This is a genomic window from Aminobacter sp. UC22_36, from assembly GCF_044056035.1.
Classification (GTDB): Bacteria; Pseudomonadota; Alphaproteobacteria; order Rhizobiales; family Rhizobiaceae; genus Aminobacter.
Genome location: NZ_CP171995.1, coordinates 20,867 through 40,273, shown reverse-complemented (window position 1 = coordinate 40,273; position 19,407 = coordinate 20,867). Strand labels below are relative to the sequence as shown.

At 63.1% G+C, this 19,407-nt stretch carries 16 protein-coding genes; 10 read left to right on the top strand and 6 right to left on the bottom strand.

From position 1 onward, the window contains the following. Positions 1 to 7 precede the first annotated feature (7 nt). The gene (locus tag ACHMW7_RS00150) at positions 8 to 2,485 is read right to left on the bottom strand and encodes an FAD-dependent oxidoreductase (RefSeq protein WP_395446429.1); all 2,478 of its coding nucleotides are present in this window, start codon (positions 2,483 to 2,485) and stop codon (positions 8 to 10) included. A gap of 206 nt (positions 2,486 to 2,691) precedes the next feature. On the opposite strand from ACHMW7_RS00150, the gene ACHMW7_RS00145 reads away from it, so the two are divergent. Beyond that, on the top strand, positions 2,692 to 3,351 hold the full coding sequence (locus ACHMW7_RS00145) for a dihydrofolate reductase family protein (protein ID WP_395446428.1): 660 nt from the start codon (positions 2,692 to 2,694) through the stop codon (positions 3,349 to 3,351). 50 nt (positions 3,352 to 3,401) lie between these two features. Here the strand turns inward: ACHMW7_RS00145 and ACHMW7_RS00140 are convergent, their stop codons facing one another. The 4 genes from ACHMW7_RS00140 to ACHMW7_RS00125 form a co-directional block, all read right to left on the bottom strand. Continuing rightward, entirely contained in the window at positions 3,402 to 4,190 is a 789-nt protein-coding gene (locus ACHMW7_RS00140; protein WP_395446427.1) for a DeoR/GlpR family DNA-binding transcription regulator, read from the bottom strand. A 70-nt stretch (positions 4,191 to 4,260) separates the two neighbouring features. After that, positions 4,261 to 6,684 carry an FAD-dependent oxidoreductase gene (locus tag ACHMW7_RS00135; protein WP_395446426.1) on the bottom strand — a complete coding sequence of 808 codons (2,424 nt, stop codon included), beginning with the start codon at positions 6,682 to 6,684 and terminating at the stop codon, positions 4,261 to 4,263. 77 nt (positions 6,685 to 6,761) lie between these two features. Then, a complete protein-coding gene (locus tag ACHMW7_RS00130) occupies positions 6,762 to 7,718 on the bottom strand; it encodes a PDR/VanB family oxidoreductase (protein ID WP_395446425.1) in 957 nt (318 codons plus the stop codon). A 24-nt stretch (positions 7,719 to 7,742) separates the two neighbouring features. Then, positions 7,743 to 8,942, bottom strand: a complete 1,200-nt coding sequence (locus tag ACHMW7_RS00125) for an aromatic ring-hydroxylating dioxygenase subunit alpha (protein ID WP_395446424.1) — start codon at positions 8,940 to 8,942, stop codon at positions 7,743 to 7,745. A 124-nt stretch (positions 8,943 to 9,066) separates the two neighbouring features. On the opposite strand from ACHMW7_RS00125, the gene ACHMW7_RS00120 reads away from it, so the two are divergent. The 5 genes from ACHMW7_RS00120 to ACHMW7_RS00100 all read left to right on the top strand — a co-directional run bounded on the left by ACHMW7_RS00120 (position 9,067) and on the right by ACHMW7_RS00100 (position 13,870). Beyond that, complete coding sequence (locus ACHMW7_RS00120) at positions 9,067 to 9,930, top strand: LysR substrate-binding domain-containing protein (protein ID WP_395446423.1); 864 nt, start codon at positions 9,067 to 9,069, stop codon at positions 9,928 to 9,930. Positions 9,931 to 10,056: 126 nt separating this feature from the next. Continuing rightward, positions 10,057 to 11,112 (top strand): GlxA family transcriptional regulator, encoded by a 1,056-nt coding sequence (locus ACHMW7_RS00115; RefSeq protein WP_395446422.1) that lies wholly within the window; start codon positions 10,057 to 10,059, stop codon positions 11,110 to 11,112. A gap of 280 nt (positions 11,113 to 11,392) precedes the next feature. Continuing rightward, complete coding sequence (locus tag ACHMW7_RS00110; RefSeq protein ID WP_395446421.1) at positions 11,393 to 12,922, top strand: FAD-dependent oxidoreductase; 1,530 nt, start codon at positions 11,393 to 11,395, stop codon at positions 12,920 to 12,922. Beyond that, entirely contained in the window at positions 12,910 to 13,119 is a 210-nt protein-coding gene (locus ACHMW7_RS00105; RefSeq protein WP_395446420.1) for a tautomerase family protein, read from the top strand. The genes ACHMW7_RS00110 and ACHMW7_RS00105 overlap by 13 nt, the downstream gene beginning before the upstream one ends. A gap of 61 nt (positions 13,120 to 13,180) precedes the next feature. Then, positions 13,181 to 13,870: an RraA family protein gene (locus ACHMW7_RS00100; RefSeq protein WP_395446419.1), complete on the top strand. Its 690-nt coding sequence runs from the start codon at positions 13,181 to 13,183 to the stop codon at positions 13,868 to 13,870. 42 nt (positions 13,871 to 13,912) lie between these two features. Here ACHMW7_RS00100 and ACHMW7_RS00095 read toward each other — a convergent pair whose 3' ends face one another. Further along, positions 13,913 to 15,004 (bottom strand): LysR family transcriptional regulator, encoded by a 1,092-nt coding sequence (locus ACHMW7_RS00095; RefSeq protein ID WP_395446418.1) that lies wholly within the window; start codon positions 15,002 to 15,004, stop codon positions 13,913 to 13,915. Positions 15,005 to 15,077: 73 nt separating this feature from the next. Here ACHMW7_RS00095 and ACHMW7_RS00090 point away from each other — a divergent pair, with 73 nt between their 5' ends. From ACHMW7_RS00090 to ACHMW7_RS00075, 4 genes are all read left to right on the top strand, one after another. After that, the gene (locus ACHMW7_RS00090; RefSeq protein WP_395446417.1) at positions 15,078 to 16,676 is read left to right on the top strand and encodes an ABC transporter substrate-binding protein; all 1,599 of its coding nucleotides are present in this window, start codon (positions 15,078 to 15,080) and stop codon (positions 16,674 to 16,676) included. Positions 16,677 to 16,818: 142 nt separating this feature from the next. Then, positions 16,819 to 17,541, top strand: a complete 723-nt coding sequence (locus ACHMW7_RS00085; protein WP_395446416.1) for an aspartate/glutamate racemase family protein — start codon at positions 16,819 to 16,821, stop codon at positions 17,539 to 17,541. A 22-nt stretch (positions 17,542 to 17,563) separates the two neighbouring features. Then, the gene (locus ACHMW7_RS00080; protein ID WP_395446415.1) at positions 17,564 to 18,448 is read left to right on the top strand and encodes an ABC transporter permease; all 885 of its coding nucleotides are present in this window, start codon (positions 17,564 to 17,566) and stop codon (positions 18,446 to 18,448) included. Positions 18,449 to 18,462: 14 nt separating this feature from the next. Then, complete coding sequence (locus tag ACHMW7_RS00075; RefSeq protein WP_395446414.1) at positions 18,463 to 19,407, top strand: ABC transporter permease; 945 nt, start codon at positions 18,463 to 18,465, stop codon at positions 19,405 to 19,407.

The following is a 19,407-nucleotide window of genomic DNA, read 5'->3' as shown; positions in this document are numbered from 1 at the left end:
ATCTGAATTACGCGGCAGCGCGTAGCTCTGTGCCGTCGGCCTTCACGCGCTCGGACTTCGGGTCGTAGGGCGCCTTGAGATGGGCGGTCGCCGCATGGCGTTCGCCGGCGAGATCGATCTCGTAGCGCCCGCTTTCGATGAACGCCTTGTCGACGCCTTCGGCATGGCCGAGCAGGCCAAGGGCGACGGAGCAACCGAGCGTGTGGCCGTAGGCTGCCGAGCGTACTTCGCCGACCGGCTTGCCATCGCGCAGGATCAGCTCGCCGCCCCACAGCATCGGTGCTGCGTCATCGAGCGTGAACTGCACGATGCGGCGTGTCAGCTTGGCCTTGGCCTTTGCCTCGACCAGCGCCTCGCGGCCGATGAACCCGCCAGGTTTGTCCATCGACACGGCGAAAGCGAGACCGGCTTCGAACGGATTGACGTCGGGCGTCAGCTCCCGACTCCAGGCCCTGAAGCCCTTTTCGACGCGCAGCGCTTCAAGCGCGTAATAGCCGCAGTCGGTCAGCCCAAATTCGCGCCCGGCCTCGTGCAGCGCCTCATAGACACCGACGGCGAATTCGCTCGGCACGATCAGCTCCCAGCCAAGCTCGCCGACATAGGTCATGCGGTTGGCGTAGGCAGTGGCATAGCCGATGTCGATCTCGCGGATGGTGGCAAAGGGGAAGCCGGCATTGGACAGATCGGCCGAGGTCAGCTTGGCAAGGACGTCGCGTGAGTTGGGTCCCATCAGCGCCAGCACCGAATAGGACGAGGTGACGTCGGTCAGCGTGACATGCGCATCCTCGGGGATGTTCTTGTTGATCCAGTCGGCGTCATGCACGGATTGCGCCGAACCGGTGACGATCAGGAACTTGTCGCGGCCCAGGCGCATCACCGTCAGGTCGCTTTCATAGCCGCCGCGCTCGTTGAGCAGGCCGGTATAGATCGAGCGACCGATGTCGACGTCGATGTCGGCGGCACAGATATGGTTCAACGCGGAAGCCGCGTCGCGGCCCTGCACCAGAAGCTTGGCGAACGAGGTCTGGTCGAAGATGCCGGCGGCCTCGCGGGTGGCCTTCATCTCGCGCTTGACCGCGTCGTGCCAGTTCTGGCGGCCGAAGGAATATTGCGTTTCGGGCTTTTCGCCGGAAGCAGCGAACCAGTTGGCGCGCTCCCAGCCCATCTTGGACCCGAAGCAGGCGCCCTTGGCGGCCAAGCGATCATAGAGCGGCGAGCGGCGGAAGGGCCGTGCCGTGTCGAGCTCGCGATTTGGCCAGGGCATGGCGTAGTGCAGGCCAAGCGTTTCCTTGACGCGGTCGTGCAGCCAGCGCGGATTGTTGTTGAAGCCGGCGAAACGCCTGATGTCGACCGGCCACAAATCCATGGTCGGTGCACTGTTGACGATCCACTCGGCCAGTGCCTTGCCCGCACCACCGGCGCTGGCGATGCCCATCGAATTGAAGCCGGCGCCGACGTAGAAATTCTTCAGTTCCGGCGCTTCGCCGAGGATGAAGTTGTTGTCGGCGGTGAAGCTTTCCGGCCCGTTGTAGAACTTCTTGACCTCGGATGTTTCCAGCTGCGGCACGCGCACCAGCGCGTTCCGCATCAGGATCTCGAACTGGTCCCAGTCGTCGGGCAGAAGCGCGAATTCGAAATCGTCGGGGATGCCGTTCATGCCCCATGGCTTGGCCTCGGGCTCGAAGCCGCCCATGACGAGGCCGCCGACCTCTTCCTTGAAATAGATGAAGCCGTCGGGGTCGCGCATCACCGGCAGGTCGGGATGCACGCCCTCGATCTTGCCGGTGACGATGTACATATGCTCGGCCGAATGCAGCGGCACGGTGACGCCGCACATCGCGCCGACCTTGCGCGCCCACTGGCCAGCGCAGTTGACGACGATCTCGGCTGCGATATCGCCCTTGTCGGTCGAAACACCCGTCGCCTTGCCGTCCTTCGTCTTGATGCCGGTGACGCGGACACGCTCGATGACGCGCGCGCCGCGGTTGCGCGCGCCCTTGGCCAGCGACTGGGTCAGGTCGGTCGGGTTGGCCTTGCCATCGCCGGGCAACCAGACGGCGCCGACGAGATCGTCGATGGCCATGACCGGCCACAGGTCCTGCGCCTCCTTGGCCGAGATCACCTCGATGTCGACGCCCTGCGCGCGGGCCGAAGCCGCGGTGCGCTTGAGCACCGTCATCCGGTCGGCGGTGCGGGCCACCGACAGCGAGCCGCAGTTCTTCCAGCCGGTGGCAAGGCCAGTCTCTGCCTCGAGCTCGCTATAGAGCTGCGTTGAATATTTGATCAGGCTGGTCATGTTGGCGTGGCTGCGTAATTGCCCGACAAGGCCTGCCGCGTGCCAGGTGGTGCCGCCGCTGAGTTGGCCCTGCTCGAGCAGCACGACGTCCGTCCAGCCGAGTTTTGTCAGGTGATAGGCGACCGAGCAGCCGATGATGCCGCCGCCTATGATGACGACGCGTGCCTGCGTCGGGAATTCCTGCGCCATGGTGAAACAACCTCCCAAAGGTGATAGTCGCAACCATAGCGCCGTCGCAACAAAATGCAACATTAAATGCAACAAATAATCACATCAAGTTGGGCAATGCGATAAGGGCTGGGATGCGGCCATCAATTTTTCGCGGCGTTGTCGGAACGGGTCGCCGCTGAACGACTTCAAGACGTAGAACTGGCGGGGCGACAAAGGAGAACGACATGAGAAAGATCGTGGTGGGCGCATTCATGAGCCTCGACGGCATCATGCAGGCGCCGGGCGGGCCGGAGGAGGATCCGATCGGCGGCTTCAAGTTTGGTGGCTGGGCCGCGCCCTATTTCGACGAAACGCTGACCGAGGGGGTAGGCGAGATGTTCGCCAGGCCGTTCGACCTGCTGCTCGGGCGCAAGACCTGGGACATTTTCGCCGCCCACTGGCCCTATGTCGACGCAGACGATCCCATTGGCCCGCTGTTCGACCGCATCAACAAATATGTGGCGACGCGCAATCCGGAGCTGAAGCTCGGCTGGCAGAACAGCCATTCGCTCGGTCCCGACGCCGTCGCTGCCGTGCGCAAGCTGAAAGCCGAGGACGGGCCGGACCTGTTGACCCAGGGCTCGACCGACTTCCTCAAGACCCTGCTTGCCGGCGACCTCGTCGACGAGCTCAACATCTCGATCTTCCCGCTGGTGCTGGGCAAGGGCAAGCGGCTGTTCGGCGACGCGGCCCTGCCGTCGGCGTTCAAGCTGGTGTCGTCGAAGGCTTCCGGGACGGGCGTGACGGTCAACAAATACATCCGTGACGGCGATATCGTCACCGGCTCGTTCGAGTTCGAGACCCCGACCGACGCGGAACTGGAGCGGCGGCGGAAGTTGACCTGATCGTCAGGCCGGGCCGGCGGAGCGGCAGTCTTGCTGCTCCCCAATATCGGCTATTCGCCGACAATCACCTTCGGGCCCTTCCGCTCCAACGCCTCGACCATCGCTGCGGGGGGAGGGGCGTCGACGATGATACCGGCGGCGAGTTCGAAACGCTGGATGCGCAGTGGCGTCAGCCGGCCGAACTTCGAACTGTCGAGCACGAAATAGGCGCGGGCGGCGGTGGCCGCCATGCGCGAGCGCTGTTCGGCGCCGTTGCGGGTGAAGTCGGTGACCTCGCCGTCCGGCGACAGCGCGCCGCCGCCGAGGAAGGCGACGTCGATGCGGAAGCGGCCGATGGCGTCGAGCGCGTCGATGCCGATTGCTGCCTCCTCCGACGGATCGATCTCACCGCCGAGCATGTGCACCCGCACATGCGGCTGGCGGCACATATGCAACGCGATCGTGAGGCTGGTGGTGCAGACCGTCAGGTTGTGCTTGCCCGCGAGTGCATGGGCCACGGCAAGGGTGGTGGTGCCGGAATCGAGAAACACCACCATGCCGTCCTCGACGAGCGCCGCCGCGGCGCGGCCGATCGCCGCCTTGCCGGCAGCGTTTTCCTGGCTGCGCTCGTTGAGCGCCGGTTCGGTTGCCTCAAACAGCGTCGCTCCGCCATGGACGAGGTCGAGCTGGCCGCGTTCAGCGAGGTGCTTCATGTCGCGGCGGATGGTTTCCCGCGACACGTCGAAGAAATTGGCAAGCTCGGTGATGCCGACCGAGCCGTCGGCGGCGAGCCGCCTCAGGATCTCGTCATGACGGCGCGGCGCAAGCGCCCGGGCATTGGAACTGTGCGAGTCGGACATGAGGCCAATGTGGCGATGTTGGCCTCATCGAGCAAGCGGATGTTGCAATATGTGGCAGCCGACCCGCACGTTACATGCGAACCCGTTCGCCAGCCGGATCGTAAACGCAGCGCTCGACGACAGTGGCGCGGCTGCGGCGTCCAAAGGCCTCGACCTCGACCTCGTTGAGGCCCAAGTCGTCGCCCTTGAGATAGCCGAACACCAGCGAAGCGCCTGTGGTGTGGCCGAAATCGCCGCTGGTCGTCATGCCGACGACACGGCCATTCACCGACATTGCCTCGCCGCCATAGACCGATAGCGGCTCGTCGAGCTTGAAGCAGGCGAGCTTGCGGGTCAGGCCGCGTTCCTTTTGCGCCACAAGCGCGTCACGGCCCTGGAAGTCGCCCTTCTTCATTGCTACGGCAAAGCCGAGACCGGCTTCCAGCGGCGTGTCGTCGGGTGTGATGTCGGCGCCCCAGTAAAGATAGCGCTTTTCCATGCGCAGGCTGGAGATCGCCTTGTAGCCGACATCGGCGATGCCGAACGCAGCACCCGCCTCCTTCAGCACCTCATAGACATAGGCCATGTATTCGGTCGGCACATGCAGCTCCCAGCCGAGCTCGCCGACATAGGTGACGCGCGCCGCCATGACCTGGGCCCAGCCGACGCGGATGTTGCGGCAGCTCATATAAGGGAAGGCGGTGTTGGAGACGTCGTCCTCGCTGACCTTGGCGAGCACGTCACGCGAAAGCGGTCCGCAAAGATTGATGACGCCGTAAGCGCCGGTGACATCGTGAACGCTCACTGAGCCGTCACGCGGCATATGGTGACGGATCCAACCGCCGTCACGCGTGCCGAAGGCCGAGCCGGTGACGACGTGGAAAATGTCCTCGCGCGGCCGCATGATGGTCAGATCGGCCTCGATGCCGCCGCGCTTGTTGAGGAGCTGGGTGTAGATGACAGCACCTTCGCCGCGATCGACATTGGCCGCAGCCAGCCACTGCAGATAGGCGAACGCACCCGGACCTGAGACCTCGAATTTCGAGAATGACGACTGGTCGACCAGTGCCACGCCCTCGCGCACGATCTTGTGCTCGCGGCCGATCACCTCGGCATAGGGCGCGCGTTCGAAGGTTTCGAGCGGTGGCTTTGCCTCGCCCGCTTTCAGGAAATAATTGGGCCGCTCCCAGCCGAACTTGACGCCGTTGACCGCACCTTGCGCGGTCAAGGTCTGGTAGAGCGGCGAGCGGCGCAGCGGACGGCAGGCAGAGCGCTCTTCTTCCGGCCAGGCGATGGCGTAATATTTCGAATATGCCTCGATCGCGCTGTCCCTGAGATAGGCCAGCCCGCCATGCGGCTTGCCAAAGCGGCGCAGGTCGAACGCCCATAGATCCATGCCGGGGTCGCCTTCGACGATCCAGTTGGCCATGGCGCGGCCGGCACCGCCCGATGCCGCGATGCCAGAGGTGAAGCCGCAGGCAACAAAGAAGTTCTCGTAGTCGCCGGCCAGACCCATCACCGGCTCGCCGTCGGCGGAGATCGGGATCGGGCCGTTGACCACGGCGCGGACACCGAGCTCACTGAGGATCGGAATGCGGTTGGCCGCTCCTTCGATCACTTCCGACATGCGTTCGAGATCGTCGGGGAACAGTTCCTGGCCAAAGCTCATCGGCAGCTTGCCAAGGCCATAGGCGGCGCGCGTTTGCTTTTCCCAGCCGCCGATCGCCATCGCGCCCGGCTCCGGCTTGACGTAGAAATTGGCATCGGGGTCGCGTAGCGTCGGCAGGTCGTCGGGCACGGCAGGCGACTTCTCGGTGACGAAATATTCGTGCTCGACAACCGTGATCGGCAGGTCGATGCCGGCGAGTTCGCCGAGCTGGCGCGCCCACAGGCCAGCCGCATTGACGACGATCTCGCAGCCGATTTCGCCCTCAGATGTCTTCACCCCCGTCATGCGGCGATCCCTGACGGTGAAGCCGGTGACGGTTACGCCCTCGACGATACGCACGCCGCCCGCCCGCGCGCCCTTGGCATAGGCATGGGTCAATGAATAGGGGTCGACATGGCCGTCCGAGGCGATCCAGGTCGCGCCGCGCAGGTCCTTGGTGTCGACCAGCGGGAACAGCCTCTTGACCTCGTCGGGGCCGACAAGCTCCATGTCGAAACCGTAGCTCTTGGCAGCGGTATGCGCCCGTTTCAGCTCTTCCCAACGCGCATCGGAAGCGGCAAGGCGCAGGCTGCCGACATTCTTCCAGCCGACATCCTGGCCGGTCTCGGCGCCGATCCTGGCGCAGAGATCAGCGCTGTATTGCATCAGGCGCGTCAGGTTGACCTTGCTGCGCAGCTGGCCCATCAGGCCGGCGGCGTGCCAGGTGGAGCCGGCCGTCAGCACGTTCTTTTCAAGCAGCAGCACGTCCTTCTCACCCGCCTTGGCGAGGTGATAGGCGATGCTGGTGCCAAGGGCGCCGCCGCCGACAATGACGATACGGGCGTGCGAGGGGACTTTGCTGGACATGCTTTGACTTTCCGGGTGGTCTCGCGGTTGCGAGGCGATTTCAGGTTCGTTCAGCCGGCTTTCGCCGGACCGATTTGTCAGAGGTCGAGGGTCAGGTTTGCAGAGCGGGCGCGCGAACAGCACACGGTGAGGAATTCGCGGCGTTCGTCCTGGGTGAGTGCGGTGTCGCGGTGGTCGGGTTCGCCGTCGAGATAGGGAACCATGCAGGAACCGCAGATGCCTTGCCGGCAGCTGGTTGCAATGTCATGGCCGGCGGCTTTGAGCGCTGCAAGCAAGCTCGTGCCAACCGGCACCGGGATGGTCCTGCCGGTCGAGGCAATGGTCACCTGGAACGGCCTGTCGCTCTCAATGATCTTGGCTTCGGGCGCGAAGCTTTCGACATGTACCTGCTCGCGCGGCCAGTTTTCGGTCGCCCTGGCGAATGCCTTGAGAAACCCAGCCGGACCGCAGGCATAGGCGTGGACGCCGTCCGCCGCCGCGCCGACGAGTGCCGCCATGTCAGGTCGTTTTGCCGGGTCGTTGCCGTCATGGTGCAGGGCGGCGCGGCCGGCCTTGACCTCATCGAGAATGAATTCGCGGAACGCCGTCTCCTTCATCGAGCGGGCGCAGACGTGGGCGAAAAAACTCGCCTTGATGCGCTTCAGATGATGGATCATGGCAATGACAGGCGTGATGCCGATGCCGCCGGCAATGAGGATGTGATGCCTGCCATCCTCGGCGAGCGGAAAGCCGTTGCGCGGCGGATCGGCGCGAACCACAACACCGCGCTCGAAGGCCTTCGCCACCTCCAGCGAGCCGCCTTCGCCGTGCTCCTCGCGCTGCACGGCGATCCAGTATTCGGATTTTTGCGCCGGGTCGCCGCAGAGCGAATAGCAACGGGCGCGGCCGCTCGGCAGGCGGAAGTTGAGATGAGACCCGGCCTGCCAGGCCGGCAGGCGCTCGCCATGCGGCGAGACCAGCCGATAGGCCGAGACCTTTGTCGTAAGCGTCCTGATTTCTGCGACCTGCAGCAGGATTTCCGGCCTGGAAAGCATGGGGTGGCTCCTGTCCTAAGGGGGTCAGGCGCCCATCTGGCGCGCGTACCACCTGACGTAGCGGTCGACATTCTGCTCCTTCAGCGGCGAGTAGGGACCGGGCTGGAAACCCGGCGAGGTCACGCCGATCCACTGGCGCCGGCATATTTCCCAGTCTTCCGACATCACCTCGTCGTGGAAGGCGGCGACCTTCTCAGGATCATAGTCGCGGCCCTCGACCGCATTCTCGTCGACCAGCCAGTAGCCGCGCACGATGGTCTTGGTCGGCGACACCGGCGTGATGCGCACGGTATGGGCATAGTCGGAATTGGCGTGGCACCAGAAATTGATGTTGGTGTTGGCGCGTGCCGTGCCCATGTCGGGGTCGGAGAAGCCGGCCATCAGCACGTCGCAGACCAGCTGCCCATCAGGACTTTCGGTGACCATGCCCTTGCGCACCGGCGTGCGGTTGGCGCGAAACCACTCGGCGGTATAGTCGGACGAGGTGTTGACGCGGGCGGTGTCGAGACCTGCCTTTTCCCAACGGATGGCGCAGTCGGCGAGACGCTCCGCTATTTCGCCCTTGAGGTCGGGATTGTCGTTTTCGGTGTCGTACTGCACCGATACATAACCATGGTGATTGGCCTCGCAGTGGTAGCACTCGCGGTTGTTTTCGACGACGAGCTTCCAGTTCAGGTCGAGCTCGTAATCGCGGATCAGCGCGATCTTGGCCCGGTTCATGCCTTGCGACTTGAGGATCGGCGACAGGTGGTGGCGCAACTCGTGGAACGGCGAGGGCGTGTCGGAAAGGTTGACGAAGATCAACCCGTCGAACTCCTCGGCGTGCACGCGCTTGAGACCGTGCTCGGCCTTGTCGAAATCCTCGCCCATCATCGGTGCGCCGATAAGCTGACCGTCATGGGCGTAAGACCAGGAATGATAGGGGCAGACCAGCCGCGTCGCCTTGCCCTTTTCCTTGGTGCAGATGATCGAGCCGCGATGGCGGCAGACATTGTGGTGGGCATGCACCTTGCCATCGCGATCGCGCACCACCACGACCGGCGCGCCGCCGACATTCAGTGTCATGTAGTCGCCCGACTTGGGCAGCTCGATGGAATGCCCGGCGAAGAACCAGTTGTTGCGGAAGATCCGTTCCTGCTCTTCGGCGAAGATGTCCGCGTTGGTGTAGAAATCGCGCGGCAGGCCGTAACCCGGACGATAGCCATTGAGCCAGTGGACGTTCATTGCGGCGCCTCCCAGTGCTTGTCTGAGGCAGATTAGAATTGTTCTTGTCTGTCCCGGCAAACGCGATTACCTTGGGGGAAGACCAAGAAAAACTAATGGTGCCATGGCAGCTGCCCGACCTCCGTTGAACTGGCTCCGGGCATTCGAGGCTGCCGCTCGGCTCGGCAGCTTTGCCGGCGCTGCCAGCGAGCTCAACGTCACCCCGTCGGCGATTTCCCAGCACATCCGGGCATTGGAACTGCGCCTCGGCAAGGAGCTGTTCGACCGCCATGCCAATGGCGTGAGGCTTACCGACCGCGGCCGCCTCTATGCCGAAGACCTTGGCCGCGCCTTTGCGCTGATCGACGAGGCGACAGCCAAGCTCGCCGGGCGCGGCACGCGCGAAATGCTGGTCGTCCATGTGCCGACATCATTTGCCAGCCAATGGATCGCACCGCGGCTCGACTTGTTTCGCGCCCAACACCCGACCATCGACCTGAGGCTGACCGCACTCGACCACGGCGAAGGCAAGGTCGATGCGGCAATCGAATTCGGCTGGGGCAACTGGCCGAAACGCGAGGCGACGCTGTTGCTGCGCGACGAAACCTTCCCGGTCTGCGCGCCGAAATATGCCGCCGGCCTGGCCTCGCCCAACGACCTGCAGGCGCGCAACCTGTTGCATGTGCCTGGCTATGCCGAGGACTGGGACACCTGGCTTGCCCATGTCGGCGTGAGTGGCATCGACACCTCGGCGGGCTCCTTCTTCGACCAGTCGATCATGGCGATCCGCGCGGCGATCGAAGGCAAGGGTGTGCTGCTCGGCCGCTCGGCGCTGGTTGAGCGTGAACTGGCGACAGGACTGCTCGTCGCGCCTTTCGAGCAAAGACTGCGCGGTGCCGGCTCCTACTGGTTCCTGGCAACGCCGCAGAAGGCAAAAACCCCGAAAGTCATCGCCTTCCGCGACTGGCTGACGAGCATGGTGCAGGCGAGCGAGACAGCCGACGGCTGAACCCCGGTGCGTCAAGCGCCACTGAAACCACATTTTGTTATGTTGCATTTTGTGTCATTTATTGCCAATTTGTGTTACTGCGCCTCATTGGAGGCAATCGGTTCCTGATGGAGTCGGGAGGGGCACATGAACGCACCGAACAAGCACACAGCCTTCAATGTCGAGGCCTGTTGGCCCGGTACAAGGGCGTTGCCCGCCAACTTGCCGCTTGGGGCCAACGTCGAGACCCCAGCTGAATTCCTGGTGCTGGTTTTGCCCGGATTTTCCCAGCTCTGTCTGTCATCGCTGATCGACCCGCTCAGGATCGCCAACTCGCTGTCGGGCCGCAGCCAGTTCCGTTGGCGGCTGATGAGTCTCGACGGCTTGCCGGTCGAATGCGCCAGCGGCTTTTCCATCGCGGCGTCGGACAGCTTCATCGAGCATCAGAAAACCATGGTGCTCGACCCGCACTGTGCTGTCGTCATCTGCGCCGGCGAAGGCGTCGAAAAGCACGGTTCGCACGAACTGCGCGCCTTCCTGCGCCGCGCCTTTCGTGCCCATGTTCCGATCTACGCCCTGGGCACCGCGACCTGGCTGCTTGCCGAGGCGGCATTGCTTGATGACATCAAATGCACGATCCACTGGGGCAAGATGGCGGCACTCCAGGAGACCTTCTACGATCTTGCCATTGACGACGCGCTGTTTGTCCGTGATGGCCAGATCGTCACCTGCGCCGGCGAACTTGCCGCCTTCGACCTCGCGCTGGAACTGGTTCAGGAGCGCTGCGGCACCGAGCTTTCGCGCAGCATCTGCCAGCATGTCACTGCCGACCGCTGGCGTGATGGCGCGAGCTCTCAGTCCGTGCCGCCCGGACTGCGTTATGGCAGCACCGGCAAGAAGCTTTTGCGCATCCTGCAGCTGATGGAAAAGAATATCGAAGAGCCGCTGTCGCTGGAGGAAATCTCCGGCCAGGTGTCGCTGTCGCGCCGCCAGATCGAGCGGCTGTTCGAACGCCATCTCTCGACGACGCCGTGGCAGCATTATCTGGTACTCAGGCTTACCAAGGCGCGCCAACTGATCGAGCTGACGCCGATGCCGATCATGAACGTTGCCGTTGCCTGCGGCTTCGTGTCCTCGTCGCATTTTTCCAAGAGCTTTCGCGACCATTTCAAGATGCTGCCGAGCAAGGTCCGCGCGGCATAGTCGCGATCGGGCTCGAGCTGCGACGCTGAATTAATCAGCTCAGCTGATTAATGATCTAAGATTTGCAATTTGCCGATCAATCCTCGGCGTTGCTAAGACTGGGCCGTCGCATAAGAGGGGCGTGCGGTCAGCAGCAAGACAAGCAGTGGGCAGCGCATATGTCCCACGGCCGGTTTTCATCACCTGAAAATTTTCAAATTCGCTGACGCAACTGCCGCGATCCATGCCTTTGAAGTGTTCGAGACAGACGCGTTGATCGGCGTCGGAAAGTTGGCGGACTATGAGCGAACCATCTGTCGAGATGCTTGAGGGCCGCAGCTTCGACGTGCTCATTGTCGGTGCCGGCGCCAATGGTTCCGCAGCGGCCGAAGCGTTGGCGATTGCCGGCTATGCGGTGTTGCTGGTCGAGAAAGCAGATTTTGGGTGTGGCACAAGCAGCCGTTCGAGCCGCATGCTGCATTGTGGGTTCCGTTCGCTGGAGGGTGCTGCCGGCAAATCATTATGGCAACATCTGACGCAACTGCCGGACAGGTTGGCGCTGTTGAAAAACGCGCGCGAGCAGCTTGCGGCACGTGCCGATTTCGTTGGCGCCATGCCACACAGGGTCCGGCCGGTCACGATCGTCATGCCACTGTTTCGCGGCGGCGTTGGCGGATTGCAGATGGACACGGCTGCTGCGCTCTTGGCGTTGCTTGGCACCGGCGGCATTCCGCTCGACTACAAGCGGCTGAAGGCCGATGACCTTGGCGATTTGCCGTTCGCCGAATGGCTGCGGCCACGCCATGACCTTGCCGGGGTGGTGACCTTCCGCGATTACGTGTTCGACTGGCCGGAGCGCGTTTGCGCCGATCAGGCCCTGGCAGCAGAGCGCCTGGGAGCCGTAGTTCGCAACTACACCTTGGTCGACGCATTGCGCCAGATGCCTGGCGGCGGGTGGAGCGCCACGCTGCGCGACGAGATGAATGGATCTGAGGCGACGGTTGCGGCGCGAATGGTGCTCAACCTGGCCGGACCGTGGATCGACAACGTGACGGGCCTGGCATCTGCGGAAGTGCCGCAACGCATCGCGGCCAGCAAGGGCGTGCAGATCGGCGTCGCGCTGCCCGACCGCTTCCGGGATCATGGGCTGGTCGCGGCGACGGACAAGGGTGCTTTCGTCTGTATCCCGAGCCAGGGGCTGCATCTGATCGGCGCCACCAACAGCAAATTCACCGGCGATCCAGCCCATGCTACCGCAACGGATACCGAGATCGACGACCTGCTCGCCCGTAGCAATGCACTGTTGCCGGGCGTTGGCTTGAATCGCTCGGCTGTGCGTTATGCCATTGCCGGCGTCCGCCCCGGCAGCCGGGGCTCGGCTGGTCGCATCGTGCACGATCATGCGGTCGACGGTTTGCCCGGGCTCATCTCGGTGACGGGTGGCACTGTGGCTACGTCGCGTCAGACCGCCAAATCCCTGCTCAAGCTGGTTGCCGGGCGTCTCCCGGCGTCCGCTCCAAAAGCTCGAAAGCCGCGCCCCACGTCGCCTGAGGAAAACAGCCATGCGCTCGCGGTTACGGCCGAGCACGCCAAAACGATAGCCGATATCGCATTGCGGCGAACGGGCGAAGCCTGGTCCACCGATTTCGATGAGCAGGCGCTGCAGGATATCGCCGCCGCGCTGGGCAGCAACAACGGCTGGGACCAAGCCAGCATCGCCCAGGCAAAAGCCGAATTTCGCGCCGAACTGGCCGAATACTACCGACGCGACCTCGGGTCGGTCCCTTCCGAACAATCGGATTTCAGCAGGAGTACAGCATGCCCTTCGTAAGGATCGAACTCTTTCCCGGCCGCACGCGCGAGCAGAAGGCCGCCGCCGCCAAGGCCGTGACCGAGGCGCTGGTCAACACGCTCGGCGGCACGGGACCCCAATCCGTCTACATCACCTTCTGGGAGATGCAGCGTGAGGACTGTGCAGTCGGCGGTCTGCTGAAGGACGAGCCGGCGGCACCGTCGAAGGGGCCGTAGTCAAAAGGACATCAGCGCCGGCCTGCAGTGGCCGGCGTCTTTTTGCTTGAGGGGGGAAAGAATGACTGAAGAGACGCGTGGCTGGGGTTTCCGGGTGCTGAAGCGCCCGCACAAGGTAGACGAAGCAACTGTCGCGCAGTTCCGCCAGCTTCCGGTCGCGATCGTCAGTGACAGCATGTCGCGTATGGCGGCTGGCGGCTGGCGCATCCGGCCGATGCATGCCGGCGGTGGTTTTGCTGGTCCGGCGCTGACCGTGAAGACGCGGCCCGGCGACAACCTGATGGTGCACAAGGCTATCGACCTCGCCGAACCAGGCGACGTGCTGGTGGTCGACGCAGGCGGTGATCTGACCAATGCCATCATCGGCGAGATGATGGCGGCACATGCGGTCAACAGAGGGATCGCCGGCATCGTCATCAACGGCGCCATCCGCGACAGCAAGGCGATTGGCGAGGCCAGCTTTCCGGTCTATGCCGCAGGCGTCACCCATCGCGGCCCCTATCGCCATGGGCCTGGCGAGATCAATGTCGAGGTCGCGATCGACGGCATGGTCATCTGTCCCGGCGACCTTGTCATCGGCGACGATGACGGCATTCTTGCCGTGCCGCATCGTGACGCCCGCGCCATCTATGAAGTGGCAGCGGCGAAGAAGGCCGAGGAGGACGCGGTCATGGCCAAGATACTCAAGGGCGCGAATGATCGCTCCTGGGTCGATGCGGAGTTGGCGCGCACACCCTGCCGTTTCGCATAAGCGGAACCGCTCTGCCTCATGCCTGCCGGCATCTCTTGCCCGTCAGGCAATCTCATCCGCCGGTTCGATCAGGTGGCCTTTGGCTGCGGCGCGCAGCGCGGTCTTGATCAGACGGATGATCTCTATCGAGGCCGGCGGCAATATCCTGCCACGGCGCTTGATGATGCTGACGTCGCGCCAGACGGTCGGCTCGACAAGCTGACAGAACCGCAGGCTGCTTTCGGGTTTTGGGGCAGACAAAGCGGGCGTCGTCGTAACACCCAGCCCCGTTTCTATCATCGCCCACAGCGTCGAATTGGTTGAAACTTCATAACGCGGCAGGCGGATGGATTCCGGCAGGTTCGGGATCTGCTCGAGCAGCGGGGCAGTTGCCGTATCGACACTCAACCCGATGAAGTCCCATCCGGCGAGCTCGGCCCAACGGACCGGGCCGCCGGTCTGCGCCAGCGGGTGGTCGTGGCGGGCCAACAGGCCAAGCTGATCCCGAAACAGCGGGGTGAATTCGAGCTCCGCGTCCTCACGCTCCTTGCTGCCGACACCGAAATCGACCTCGTTCTGACGCACCCTGCGGCGGACGTCCGACGAATTGCCGTCACGCACCCGCACATGGATGTCGGGATTGCGGTCGGCCATATCCTTGACAATGTCCGGTAGCACCTTGGTGGCTATGGAGTAGACCGAGGCGATCGCAACGCGCCGGCGGCGCTGGTGCGCGGTCGCGCGGATATCCTGGATGGCGATATCGAAGTCGCCGACGATCTTTTCGGCAATGGGCAGGAAGTCGCTGGCCTCAGGCGTCAGCGTCACATTGCGGGTCGTGCGGTCGAACAGGCTCGCTCCAACCATGTCTTCGAGCTGTCGTATCGCCATGGTCAGAGCTGGTTGCGAAACATGCAGGTCGACGGCAGCGCGCGTAAAACTCTTGTACCTGCAAACGCTCAAGAAAGAGCGGATATGCCGAATGCTGACTGTGTAGATGGGAGAGTTTCGAGGCGCCGTGGCCATATTGATTCGTCCATCTTTGATAAATAAGTTTTGCTGATTAATAGACGAGTTTTTCAGATTTGAATATCCAATCGCGCTGTTTGATAGTGGCCTCGGTCCTGGATGAAGTGGCGCCGGATTGGTCCGCATGAGGCTGCATCCACGAACCTAAATACAAGAACAATCGAGCTGGGGGAGCGAGATGGAATTGGGGAGGAACAACATGCTTGGTTTGAAAATGAAGGCGCATGCGGCGAGCATTGCGCTACTCGCGCTTGGCGCAGTTGTCGCGTCGGGGCAAGCACCGGCCTGGGCTGCGACGGTCACAATTGGCTCGGAAGCGGCGCTGCCGCCGCTTGATCCGCAGCGTACCACCGGCAGTGTCGGGCTCAGGATTGCAGGCGCTATCTTCGATACGCTGATCCGCGAGGACCTCTCCAAGGGTGGCGCCGGCGTCCCCGATATCGCGCCCGCTTTGGCCGAGTCATGGAGCGTTTCGGATGACGGCCTGACCTACACGTTCAAACTGCGCAAGGGCGTAACCTTCCACGATGGCACAGCATTCAACGCCCAGGCGGTGCAGACCAATTTCGACCGGTTGCTGAACAAGGAATCGGCTGTTTTCGACGAGCGTGCCAGCAGCACCATGGCCTTCCTGACGCGCTGGATCGCCAGTTCCAAGGTGGCCGACGCCGAGACCTTCACCTTGACGCTCAAGGAGGCGTTTTCCGGACTTCCGCGCTTGCTCAGCGACCGCAGCATGTCGATCATCTCGCCTGCCGCCATGGAAAAATACAAGGGTGACGAACTGGGCTTCCATCCGGTTGGAACCGGCCCGTTCAAGCTTGCCACGCTGGAGCAGGGGCAGGCCCTGACGCTTGCCCGCAATGACGGCTACTGGCGCGGCACCCCCAAGGTCGAAACGCTGGTTTTCAAGGCAGTCACCGACCCGACGGCTTTGGCAATCGCCATGCAGACCGGTGTCATCGATGTGATCCCAAGCGCCAGCGCCGAGCAGGTGACCCAGCTATCGGTCGAGCCGGACCTCAAGGTGCAGTACACCGACGCGGCGAATTTCTACTTCATTCGCCTCAACATGAAGGCAGAATACACCAAGGATGCGCGCTTTCGTCAGGCGTTGAACTACGCCGTCAATCGCGACTTCATCGCTGCCCTGTTTGGCGGCCAGGCAGTACCGCGCGGCGGTCCCGTGCCAACCGGCAACGAGATCACCGCGCTCGCGGCTGGCACCGTCAAGGAATATAATTACGACCCGGAAAAGGCCAAGGCGCTGATTGCCGAGATCGGCCTGAAGGCACCGGTAACACTGAAGGTCCTTGCGCCCAACAATGGCCCGGGTTTCGGCCTGTCGCCGCAGTTGATGACGCTCATCCAGCAGGATCTGGCGGCTGTTGGTGTCGACCTGCAGCCGCAGTTGCTCGAGTTTACGACCATGATCTCGACAGAGCGTCCGGGCTATACCGACGATGTCCACGGTTCCTATAATGGCTGGGTCACGGGTGCCGGCAGCGCCTATGTTTTCGAGCGCCTGTTTGCGAGCTCGCAACAGCCGCCCAAGGGCGTCAATCGCGGCTGGTACCAGAACGCCGACGTCGACGCCAAGCTCGCTGCGGCCCGCAGCGAACGGGACGAGGCCAAGCGTGCCGCGCTCTATGTCGATGCCGCCGCCAAGGTGGCCGAAGATTCGCCGTACCTGTTCCTCTATCAGGATCGCCTGCCGCGGGTCATCCGCAGCAACGTCAAAGGCATCGAAGCGGCAGCGTCGGTCTATATCGACTTCTCGCAGGTCTCGGTCGACTAAGGTCTGTTTCATCCCGAAGGAACATCGGGATGAGGCTCCAATTTCTGGTTCGTGCATGATCCCGGTGCGTAAAACCATTCGCGTTTTGCGGGATCATGCTTCGACCGTTATTTCACTGTTTTTGCAAAGGGAGAGTTTTCACATGATGTTAGGTTGGCGGGCCAGGATTGGTCAGATGCGTCCCGCAACGTCCATCGAGGGCGCGGAAGAATGGCGCTCGGTGGCACCGGTTGGCGTTGCCTTCGCCGACGCCCGTACCATCGTTCCACGCGTCGATGACGCCGGGTTGCGGGTGATGATGAGCCAGGTTCTGGAGGCATCGCGTCAGCTTGCCACCGCCAAGGTCGACCTGATCGTTCAGTGCGGCGCACCCGGAACCTTCCTTCGCGGTCCCGGCCATGACGAGCAGGTCGTGGCCGAGATCGAAAAGGAAACCGGCATTCCGGCGATCACCATGATGGCGGCGATGATGGACGCGCTGAAAGCGGTCAACGCCCGCAAGATCGCGGTCGGCACGATCTATTCCGACGAGGTCAATGCGGCGATGACCAGCTACATGGAAGCACAGGGTTTTGAAGTGCGCGCCATGGGTGGTCTCCAGATCACCGACCCGTTCGAGGCCAGCCTGCACGATTCCGACAGCGCCTACCGCCTTGGTCGGCAGGTGTTCAAGCAAGCCGGCGATGCTGACGCAATACTGATCTCGTGCGGCACCTACCGCACCTTCGAGATGATCCAGTATCTCGAAATGGACACCGGTGTGCCGGTGATCTCCAGCAACCAGGCGACGCTGTGGCGCGCACTGCGTTACCTCGGCCTTCGCGACCAGATTCCCAATCTCGGGAAACTCTGGTCCGTCGCCTAGACAGCGCTTGGGGAGGATAGCGATGTCAGAGGCAGCAACAGCCGCAGGCGGCGAAGGCACCAAGCGCTCGTTCGACTTCGGCAGGCTCTTCCGCAATGGGACTTTGGTAACCGGGCTCGGCATTCTCGCCGTGATGGTGGTCGTGGCAGTCTTCGCCGACGTCATCGCGCCGCATGATCCGTTCCGTGCCAATCCCATTGCTCGCTATCTTCCCCCACTGTCGCCCGGCTATTTCCTCGGCACCGACGAACTCGGCCGCGATATTCTGAGCCGCCTGATGTATGGCGCGCGCCTCGCTCTGCTGGTCGCGGTGGTTCCAACGGTCATCGCCCTGGTGATCGGCGGCGCTGTCGGGTTGTTCGCCGGCTACGCCGGTGGTGTCTGGGACAGCATCGTCATGCGCATATTCGACGTGATGTTCGCGTTCCCCGGCATCCTTCTGGCGCTTGGCATCAGTGCAGCACTCGGGCCCGGCCTTTCATCGATGATCATCGCAATGATCGTCGTCACCATTCCCGCTTTCGGCAGGATCGTTCGCGGCGTCGTGCTCGGCGTCAAGGAAGAGCTTTACGTCGAAGCGGCGACGGCGCTTGGATATGGTCACCTCAGGATCGCACTACGTCACGTGCTACCCAACGTGCTCGCCCCGGTGCTGGTCTATGGCACGTTGCAGACCGGCCGAAACGTCATCCTGGCGGCGAGCCTGAGTTTCCTTGGCCTTGGGCCTCAGCCGCCGACGCCCGATTGGGGTCAGATGCTTGGCGGCGGCCGCATGGCGCTCGCCACCGCAGCCCATGTCGCCACCATTCCAGGGCTTGCGATCGCCCTGCTGGCCATCAGCTTCAATCTCCTGGGCGACGCCGCAAGAGACCTGCTTGACCCGCGCATGAAGCGCGACCGCGACTGAGCTAGGAAATCGAGATGCTGTCCTTTATCGCACGTCGCGCCTTGCAGACGATCCCCGTGATATTTGGTGTCACGCTGGCGACGTTCCTGCTGTCGCAGATCATCCCCGGCGACCCGACCGACATTCTGCTCGGGCCAGGCGCCTCCGAAGAGGCGAGGGCGCAGCTGCGCCAGGCACTCGGGCTCGACCGTTCCGCCCTTGGCCAATATCTGCTCTATCTGCAGAACCTGGTTCACGGCGACTTCGGCCAGTCGCTGACCTTCTCCAAGCCGGTATCGGAGGTGCTGGCTTCGCGCCTGATGAACACTGCACTGCTTGCTGTCGCAGCCATCGTGCTTGCCTCGGTGCTCGGTATTGCGGCCGGCACATTCGCGGCCCTGAAGCCGGGATCGCTGCGCGACCGTGCACTCACCGTCGTCGTGCTGTTCCTCAACTCCATGCCGTCCTTCTGGCTTGGCCTGCTGCTTATCCTGGCCTTTGGCCTGCAGCTTCGGCTATTGCCGGTCAGCGGCATGTCCTCGGGCGATGGCGGTTTCATCAACCTGTTGTCGCACATGCTGCTGCCGACATTGACGCTGGCCGCCTGGTCGCTGGCAGCCATCGCCCGGATGACGCGCTCCTCGCTTCTTGATGTCATCGGCAGCGACTACGTCCGCACCGCGCGCAGCCGTGGCATCGGCGAATGGCGCATCGTCTTCTTCCATGCCCTGCCGAATGCGATGCCGGCTGTCATCACAGTCATCGGCATGCAGATGGGTTTCCTGCTCAGCGGTGCCGTCATGACCGAGACGGTGTTCTCCTGGCCCGGCATCGGCCTTGCAATGTACCAGGCCATCTCGACGCGGGACATCCCGCTGATCCAGGGCGGCATTCTGCTGCTCGCCGTGGCGTTCGTCCTGATCAATTTCACGATCGACATCCTGTACGCCTATTTCAATCCCAAGATTAAGCTGGCCTGA

What these genes read in the sequence shown, in the direction of transcription:
- ACHMW7_RS00105 (WP_395446420.1), top strand. Translation starts at nt 12,910, where the DNA reads ATGCCCTTCGTAAGGATCGAACTCTTTCCCGGCCGCACGCGCGAGCAG.
- ACHMW7_RS00145 (WP_395446428.1), top strand. Translation starts at nt 2,692, where the DNA reads ATGAGAAAGATCGTGGTGGGCGCATTCATGAGCCTCGACGGCATCATG.
- ACHMW7_RS00125 (WP_395446424.1), bottom strand. Translation starts at nt 8,942, where the DNA reads ATGAACGTCCACTGGCTCAATGGCTATCGTCCGGGTTACGGCCTGCCG.
- ACHMW7_RS00080 (WP_395446415.1), top strand. Translation starts at nt 17,564, where the DNA reads ATGTCAGAGGCAGCAACAGCCGCAGGCGGCGAAGGCACCAAGCGCTCG.
- ACHMW7_RS00130 (WP_395446425.1), bottom strand. Translation starts at nt 7,718, where the DNA reads ATGCTTTCCAGGCCGGAAATCCTGCTGCAGGTCGCAGAAATCAGGACG.
- ACHMW7_RS00140 (WP_395446427.1), bottom strand. Translation starts at nt 4,190, where the DNA reads ATGTCCGACTCGCACAGTTCCAATGCCCGGGCGCTTGCGCCGCGCCGT.
- ACHMW7_RS00135 (WP_395446426.1), bottom strand. Translation starts at nt 6,684, where the DNA reads ATGTCCAGCAAAGTCCCCTCGCACGCCCGTATCGTCATTGTCGGCGGC.
- ACHMW7_RS00090 (WP_395446417.1), top strand. Translation starts at nt 15,078, where the DNA reads ATGCTTGGTTTGAAAATGAAGGCGCATGCGGCGAGCATTGCGCTACTC.
- ACHMW7_RS00115 (WP_395446422.1), top strand. Translation starts at nt 10,057, where the DNA reads ATGAACGCACCGAACAAGCACACAGCCTTCAATGTCGAGGCCTGTTGG.
- ACHMW7_RS00150 (WP_395446429.1), bottom strand. Translation starts at nt 2,485, where the DNA reads ATGGCGCAGGAATTCCCGACGCAGGCACGCGTCGTCATCATAGGCGGC.
- ACHMW7_RS00110 (WP_395446421.1), top strand. Translation starts at nt 11,393, where the DNA reads ATGAGCGAACCATCTGTCGAGATGCTTGAGGGCCGCAGCTTCGACGTG.
- ACHMW7_RS00085 (WP_395446416.1), top strand. Translation starts at nt 16,819, where the DNA reads ATGATGTTAGGTTGGCGGGCCAGGATTGGTCAGATGCGTCCCGCAACG.
- ACHMW7_RS00095 (WP_395446418.1), bottom strand. Translation starts at nt 15,004, where the DNA reads ATGCGGACCAATCCGGCGCCACTTCATCCAGGACCGAGGCCACTATCA.
- ACHMW7_RS00100 (WP_395446419.1), top strand. Translation starts at nt 13,181, where the DNA reads ATGACTGAAGAGACGCGTGGCTGGGGTTTCCGGGTGCTGAAGCGCCCG.
- ACHMW7_RS00075 (WP_395446414.1), top strand. Translation starts at nt 18,463, where the DNA reads ATGCTGTCCTTTATCGCACGTCGCGCCTTGCAGACGATCCCCGTGATA.